The following is a 6,653-nucleotide window of genomic DNA, read 5'->3' on the forward strand; positions in this document are numbered from 1 at the left end:
TAATATGTCTTAAATATAAAGAAAATATTAAATAGATATGAATCAAAATCTAAGTCTTACCTTTGTAATATGTCAACAGCATTAATTTCAAGCGATACAATTATAGCATTGGCAACCTCTCTAGGCACAAATGGCGCAATTGCCGTTATTCGTCTCTCAGGGTTGGAAGCCGTTCGTATTACCAATGAAGTTTTTAAGGGAAAAGACTTGACCAAACAAGCGTCGCATACCATCCATTTTGGTACTATCCGAGATGATGGAGAGATTATTGATGAGGTGTTGGTATCTCTATTTATTGCTCCGCATTCTTATACTAAGGAAGATGTGGTGGAGATCTCTACCCATAACTCTAAATATATTATTGAGAGAATTATTAACCTGCTGATAAAGAAAGGAGCACGCGCGGCTAACCCTGGAGAATTCACCCTGCGGGCATTTATGAATGGAGGATTGGATTTGGCACAGGCAGAAGCGGTAGCAGATTTGATTGCTTCCGAGAATAAAGCTTCGCACGAGGTAGCGATGAACCAAATGCGGGGAGGTATCAGTAATAAATTACAGGAAATGCGTGATAAGCTTATCAATTTCACAGCATTATTGGAATTGGAGCTGGATTTTTCTGAAGAAGATGTAGAATTTGCGGATAGGGAACAATTTCAAGCACTTATTACGGAGCTAAAAACGCATATATATCGACTGATAGACTCCTTTACCTATGGAAATGCGATTAAGAACGGAGTTCCTGTGGCGATCATAGGGAAACCCAATGCTGGGAAATCAACCCTACTCAATACCCTATTAGATGAGGAGAGAGCGATTGTGAGCGATATCGCTGGTACAACACGTGACACGATTGAAGAGACACTCAATATCGATGGGATTACCTTCCGTTTCATCGATACTGCTGGCCTCCGCGACACGGAGGATACCATAGAAGCAATTGGTGTTACTAAAGCCAAAGAAAAGGCAAAGCAGGCGAAGGTATTGCTGTACATGTACGATGAGTTCGATAATACAGCTGAAGAAGTTATTAATCAGGTCAAATCCCTCTACTTCGATGGCCTGAAAGTAATATTAGTGCGTAATAAGATTGACCGTAAGGGAGGTTATTTCGAAAATGTGATGGATCAGGCGATCAAAGAAGCTTTATTCACGGCGTACACAGATACGCTGGTGGCAATTTCAGCTAAAGATGCGGATAGTGTACGCCCATTGAAAGATATTTTAGTAAATGCTATCAAAGATTCGCAGTTGGAGGGTCAACAGATTATTACCAACACCCGTCATTTGGAAGCCCTACAGTTGGCCTATGATGCACTTGAACAGGTGGAGTTTGGTATGGCTTCTGGATTACCGGGTGATTTGCTTGCGCATCAGGTACGCACGGCTCTACGGCATATTTCCAGCATTACGGGTGATATTGATATAGATCGGGATATTTTGGGTACTATTTTTGGTAAATTCTGTATCGGAAAATAAGTATGAAAAGTCAACAAGAGAAAGAAGATTATTCCTTCTGGACAAAGTATAAACAGTTTGCCAAGAATGAAATCATGTTGTACGTGGTTATGGTGATTGGGATTATTTTGGGGATTATTTTGTTTTCATAAAGGAAGAACTGTTTTTCTATTAACTTAAAACAACCCCCAATCATCTTCGAATTCATCGTTTTTGAAAAATGAAATCCAAACTTTGAATTGTTGCTTAAACTTTTCGATTTCAGCCAGTATGTGCTGGCAGTAGGGGTTGAGATCAGGTTGCAGTTCGTTCAACATAATAAGTTGGTGGCGAAGCTCGATCATGTTGAGGCGAATAATAGCTGCGTTTTCCATTCGGAGGATGTAGAGGTTTCCGGATTCTGCGCCCACGATCTTTGCCCCGATAATACTGGTATTTGCCATGATCATAGAACGGCTACTTTCAGCCCATTCTCCCGATATGGATTCATTCAATAAATGACACAACTTAAAAATCTCACGACAGTGGTCATAGAGTTTCTCGACTGCATCCCATTGAGGTTGCATTTTCCATGCTTCACCCTCGTCGTCCTCGCTGGAAAACCTATTCCGATCCCACTCGGGCATTTCGTAGTTAAAGTAATCTTCGTCCATGTCCATAATTGTTAAAATTGCAGAATTAGTGTATTCTTAGTAATATTCGTCAAAATTGTGTAGAATATAATAATTTTAATGGATTTAAATGAAGATTCACTTGTTAAAATTGCTACCTTATTGCATTTAAAATAAAAACCTATAAGGTTTGGTTATATATCCATGAGAAAAACGGGGGCTCACAAACACCTCCGTATCAGGAAAAACCTTATAGGTTTAAATAGAAAACTTTAAAATAAATTTTCAGTAAAAATACATCAAATATTAAAAAGAGGTAAAACAATTGTAAATAAAGACTTTACAGCTGTTTTGTGATTTTTTGGTAATGAGGTAAAAAGCAATAAAAAGCGAGGTTTGGCAAAAGTAGGGTTACTAAAACGTTACTTTTAAAAGCAGAAAACAAAACTATTAAAACACTGTATTTCAGCTTTCTGCATAGTTTTTTCATATTGTTCCGCAGCTCACATAGGTTTAATTTTATCATTAAGAATTGTGAGTATGGAAACGACAAAAAAATCAACGTTTAAGGTATTGTTCTACCTTAAAAAGAATGCCCCGAAGAAAAACGGAAAGGTAACGGTTATGTGCAGAATTACCGTAAACGGTAAGCAGTCTGCATTCAGCACCAAGTTGGATATTTCCGCAACAAATTGGGATTTGAAGTACGGCAGGGTTTTAGGAAAGAGCCGAGAAGCCCAAGAGGTAAACGGCAAGCTTGATAAAATCCGTTTGGGTATCGAGGAATGTTATTCAAAAATCCTAAAGAATGAGGGAGCGGTAAACAGTGTCAAACTTAAAAATGCCTTTCTCGGTATGCAAAGCGGAGAACTGACCTTTTTCAAATTCTATGAACAGTTCCTTTCTGACTATGAGAAAAAGGTCAATAATGGACTTCGTGTAAATGGCACACGTAGTAAGTACAAAATACTTTTAAAACACCTGCGAAATTTTGCACTGACAAAATACGGTTACTCTGACTTATAATTCAATGACCTTACATCTGATTTTGTGCAGGATTTTGATTATTATCTGCGTGACGACCAAAGCTTAACACACAACACTATTTGGCTTTATATGATTGGATTTACCCCGCTTTGCCGATTGGCAATGAGCAGAAAGCATCTTGCTTTTAATCCGTTCAGCGAATACAAGAATACCAAAAAGGACAAAGACAGAGGTTATCTGCTACGAAATGAGTTAGAACATCTTGTAACGTTTAACTGCGAGAAAAAGAAAGACGAATTGGTTAAATATTTATTTGTTTTCAGTTGCTTTACGGGGTTGTCTTATTCGGATATGAAAGGGCTTATAAACAGTAATATTCAAGATTTCTTTGACGGCAACCAATGGATTATTGTACGCAGAAAGAAAACGGCAACATCATCAAACGTGATGCTCTTGGATATACCGAAAATGATTATCGAAAAGTATGCAGGATTTGCAAAGGACGGAAAGGTATTTCCTGTACCATCAAATACAGTTTGTAATGACAGCCTAAAGCGAATATCTCAACAAATTGATTGCCTTAAAGAAAAGAAAGTAACCTTTCATTTGGCTCGTCATACGTTTGCCACATTGTTTTTAAGTGAGGGCGTTCCCTTGGAAAGCTTAAGCAAAATGTTAGGGCATAAGAATATTGCCACCACGCAGATTTATGCCAAAATACTCAATGAGAAAGTAGGTAAGGATATGTAAAAGGTATCGCATAAGTTTAAAGGTATGGAGCAGTCTTTTGTGACTCAACTCTGAAACCAATCAAGTAAGGTCAGCGCTAATTGCGTTGGCTTTTTCTTGTATTTTACCGATTGTTTCATAGACAAAAACGGATAGCTTTTACCAATCCGAGAATTATTAGCAAGTTTACAAAAATCCTTGTCCCAAAAGTAAAACCGAAAAGTTCACCATATTAAGTTTTTCAAAAAATTGCATCTTTGTGTTATTTTTCGATTTAAGGCAGATGGAACAATCCGAACAAGAAATATTAAAAAGAAGCAAAGAAATTACTGAAACCTACTTTCAGTTTTTGGATAAACACATTGCAGATGTGGTTTCAGGAAAGGTTGACGAGTTCATGGAGATCAATCAAATTGCAAGTGAATTATTTCTGTCGCACAAGCATTTGACAGACACTATCCAAAAAGAAACCGGAAATCACCCTTGCCATTTTTACGACCTCAAAATTCTCGAAGAAGCAAAAAAAATGCTCTTACAAACAGATAGATCCATTGCAGAAATCGCAAAAAAACTCACTTACGACCCTTCCAATTTTTCAAAATTCTTCAAGAAATTTGTAGGACAAACGCCTGGACAATTCAGAAAGGAAAACAAAAAATAAAAGTTCCGAAAAGTTCACCACGAAATAAACACAAAGTCTTGCCACCTTTACAATATCAATTTGTAAAATATTTAAAATCAAATAAAATGGTAAGAAACGATTTAAAAGGAAAAGTAGTTTTAATTGCAGGTGGTGCAAAAAACTTAGGCGGTTTATTGAGCCGTGATTTTGCAAACAAAGGAGCAAAAGTAGCTATTCATTACAATAGTGACAGTACAAAAGCAGACGCCGAAAAAACTTTGGCTGACATTACAAACGCAGGTGGAGAAGCATTTTTATATCAAGCAGATTTAACAGATGTAAAAAACATTGCCAAACTTTTTGATGCTACTATCGAAAAATTTGGAGGTGTTGATATTGCCATTAATACAGTAGGTAAAGTGCTTAAAAAACCATTTGTTGATACCACCGAAGAAGAGTACGACAGTATGAGCGACATCAACGCAAAAGTGGCTTATTTCTTTATCCAGGAAGCAGGAAAAAAACTGAATGATAACGGTAAAATCAACACGATTGTAACTTCATTATTGGCAGCGTTTACCGGATATTATTCTACTTATGCAGGAGCAAAAGCTCCAGTAGAACATTTTACAAGAGCGGCTTCCAAAGAATTTGGTTCACGAGGAATATCCGTAACAGCAGTTGCTCCAGGACCGATGGATACACCATTTTTCTACGGACAAGAAAGTGATGACGCAGTGGCTTACCACAAACAGGCTTCTGATTTAGGTGGATTGACCGATATCAAAGACATTGCTCCATTGGTTGAGTTTTTAGTAACTGACGGTTGGTGGATTACTGGACAAACCATTTTTGCAAACGGTGGTTATACAACGAGATAATAAAGCAAGTATTTTATATTTTTATAAGGCGAATAACTTTGTTGTTTGCCTTTTTCTTTAAAACCAAAGACGATGATATTAAAAATAATCAACTCTGTTTTGATACTTTTTGCCGTGTTTATGGGAACAAAACACGGTTGGAATATGCTGACTGCAAAACCTGAAATGCTGGAAATGTTCGGCAAATGGAATTTTAGTAAAAATGCTGTTGTCATCAATGGAGCAGTAACATTACTGGCTTCGATTTTGATATTGTTTCCCAAAACATTCGTGTGGGGAAATTTCTTAATGGCAGCAGGAATATTGATGATTATTTGTCTGCAATTATTGAGCAAAGATTTGAAAGGTGTAGCAATAGAAATACCTTTTTTGTTACTTAATCTCGTTATTATTTATTTGCAATACCCTTTAAAAAACAATTAAAAATGACTTATTTCAAATTATTCCTAATCTCACTGTTTTTTTCTTCCACACTTACTGCGTGTGGGCAGGTAAACAGTAACAAAATAAATGAAAACAACATTTTAAATTCAAAACAAATGCAAGATGAGACTTTATTAAAACCTGTAAAAGCTTTGATTGAAGCTATGGAAGCGGAAAATGCCGAACTTATCAGAGCACAGTTTTCAGAAAAAGCAACCCAAGCATATGGTGCTGACGGAAAAATGAAAACACCCGAAGAAACAAAAAAATGGATAGAAAGTGACATCATCAGTCGTCAAGGCAAAGTTGCAAATCCTAAATTTACCGTAATTAGTAAAAATGAAGTTGTTGTAAAAGGACAATATTCAAGCCACGGCTACACAAACAAAGCCAACTTTTTGTTTACCGTAGAAAACGGACTGATAACAAGTTGGAGAATGCGATATTAAAAAGATTGCTGATAACACTGCAAAATCCTAGAACATAAGAATATTGCTATCACGCAGATTAAATGTTTGGAACAATCTTTTGTAGCAAGCCTGTAAAACAACACAGCCCACCAAAACGGTGGGCTGTTTCTTAAATTGATGAGGGTGTAAAGTAAACTGTGTCAAATAAAGAATTTTTATATTAGACACAGCAAATGGAAAAAGAGGAATTTGATTTTGAGCGCTTCAAGGAAGAAGCAATGAAAGGCCTTTATAAAGGCAAGAAAATGGGTGGTACAGACGGTGTTTTTGCCCCTATGCTAAAACACTTATTGGAATCGATGTTAGAAGGAGAGCTTGATCACCACCTGCAGGAGAATAAAGCTTCCGGAGAGTCGAACCGTAAAAACGGGAAGACAAAAAAGACCGTAAGAAGCCTCCAATCGGGTCATTTTGAACTGGAGAGCGGTCGTGACCGAAACGGCACTTTCGAGCCTAAGATCGTCCCTAAGCG

The 6,653-nt window shown here is 37.1% G+C and carries 10 protein-coding genes and 1 pseudogene; 10 read left to right on the top strand and 1 reads right to left on the bottom strand.

Going from position 1 to position 6,653, the window contains the following annotated elements:
• The first annotated feature begins 69 nt into the window (after positions 1-69).
• Both mnmE and BM375_RS17605 read left to right on the top strand, forming a co-directional pair.
• Positions 70-1,479: a tRNA uridine-5-carboxymethylaminomethyl(34) synthesis GTPase MnmE gene (gene mnmE / locus BM375_RS16365; protein ID WP_093367625.1), complete on the top strand. Its 1,410-nt coding sequence runs from the start codon at positions 70-72 to the stop codon at positions 1,477-1,479.
• Positions 1,480-1,481: 2 nt separating this feature from the next.
• Positions 1,482-1,610 carry a hypothetical protein gene (locus BM375_RS17605; protein ID WP_262987269.1) on the top strand — a complete coding sequence of 43 codons (129 nt, stop codon included), beginning with the start codon at positions 1,482-1,484 and terminating at the stop codon, positions 1,608-1,610.
• Between the two features lie 24 nt (positions 1,611-1,634).
• On the opposite strand, the gene BM375_RS16370 is transcribed toward BM375_RS17605, so the two are convergent.
• Entirely contained in the window at positions 1,635-2,111 is a 477-nt protein-coding gene (locus BM375_RS16370) for a hypothetical protein (RefSeq protein ID WP_139227631.1), read from the bottom strand.
• Positions 2,112-2,609: 498 nt separating this feature from the next.
• Here BM375_RS16370 and BM375_RS17540 point away from each other — a divergent pair, with 498 nt between their 5' ends.
• The 8 genes and pseudogenes from BM375_RS17540 to BM375_RS16400 form a co-directional block, all read left to right on the top strand.
• Positions 2,610-3,095 (top strand): Arm DNA-binding domain-containing protein, encoded by a 486-nt coding sequence (locus BM375_RS17540; protein ID WP_244525936.1) that lies wholly within the window; start codon positions 2,610-2,612, stop codon positions 3,093-3,095.
• 12 nt (positions 3,096-3,107) lie between these two features.
• Positions 3,108-3,251, top strand: a pseudogene (locus tag BM375_RS17610) (phage integrase SAM-like domain-containing protein); the annotation flags it as partial.
• A 42-nt stretch (positions 3,252-3,293) separates the two neighbouring features.
• Positions 3,294-3,806: a site-specific integrase gene (locus BM375_RS17545; protein ID WP_262987270.1), complete on the top strand. Its 513-nt coding sequence runs from the start codon at positions 3,294-3,296 to the stop codon at positions 3,804-3,806.
• A 262-nt stretch (positions 3,807-4,068) separates the two neighbouring features.
• Positions 4,069-4,446: a helix-turn-helix domain-containing protein gene (locus BM375_RS16380; protein ID WP_093367628.1), complete on the top strand. Its 378-nt coding sequence runs from the start codon at positions 4,069-4,071 to the stop codon at positions 4,444-4,446.
• An 86-nt stretch (positions 4,447-4,532) separates the two neighbouring features.
• Complete coding sequence (locus BM375_RS16385) at positions 4,533-5,288, top strand: SDR family oxidoreductase (RefSeq protein ID WP_093367629.1); 756 nt, start codon at positions 4,533-4,535, stop codon at positions 5,286-5,288.
• Positions 5,289-5,360: 72 nt separating this feature from the next.
• On the top strand, positions 5,361-5,711 hold the full coding sequence (locus BM375_RS16390; RefSeq protein ID WP_093367631.1) for a DoxX family protein: 351 nt from the start codon (positions 5,361-5,363) through the stop codon (positions 5,709-5,711).
• A gap of 2 nt (positions 5,712-5,713) precedes the next feature.
• On the top strand, positions 5,714-6,160 hold the full coding sequence (locus BM375_RS16395; RefSeq protein WP_093367632.1) for a nuclear transport factor 2-like protein: 447 nt from the start codon (positions 5,714-5,716) through the stop codon (positions 6,158-6,160).
• Between the two features lie 194 nt (positions 6,161-6,354).
• Positions 6,355-6,653, top strand: a 299-nt coding sequence (locus BM375_RS16400) for a transposase (RefSeq protein ID WP_170852677.1), incomplete at its 3' end; no start/stop codon positions are given.

The sequence above is a fragment of the Sphingobacterium wenxiniae genome, assembly GCF_900116225.1.
Taxonomy (GTDB): domain Bacteria; phylum Bacteroidota; class Bacteroidia; order Sphingobacteriales; family Sphingobacteriaceae; genus Sphingobacterium; species Sphingobacterium wenxiniae.

Bases quoted from the DNA above. Each gene is read 5' to 3' on its own strand.
- BM375_RS17605 (WP_262987269.1), top strand. From the start codon at position 1,482: ATGAAAAGTCAACAAGAGAAAGAAGATTATTCCTTCTGGACAAAGTAT.
- BM375_RS16390 (WP_093367631.1), top strand. From the start codon at position 5,361: ATGATATTAAAAATAATCAACTCTGTTTTGATACTTTTTGCCGTGTTT.
- BM375_RS16395 (WP_093367632.1), top strand. From the start codon at position 5,714: ATGACTTATTTCAAATTATTCCTAATCTCACTGTTTTTTTCTTCCACA.
- BM375_RS16385 (WP_093367629.1), top strand. From the start codon at position 4,533: ATGGTAAGAAACGATTTAAAAGGAAAAGTAGTTTTAATTGCAGGTGGT.
- BM375_RS16380 (WP_093367628.1), top strand. From the start codon at position 4,069: ATGGAACAATCCGAACAAGAAATATTAAAAAGAAGCAAAGAAATTACT.
- BM375_RS17540 (WP_244525936.1), top strand. From the start codon at position 2,610: ATGGAAACGACAAAAAAATCAACGTTTAAGGTATTGTTCTACCTTAAA.
- mnmE (WP_093367625.1), top strand. From the start codon at position 70: ATGTCAACAGCATTAATTTCAAGCGATACAATTATAGCATTGGCAACC.
- BM375_RS16370 (WP_139227631.1), bottom strand. From the start codon at position 2,111: ATGGACGAAGATTACTTTAACTACGAAATGCCCGAGTGGGATCGGAAT.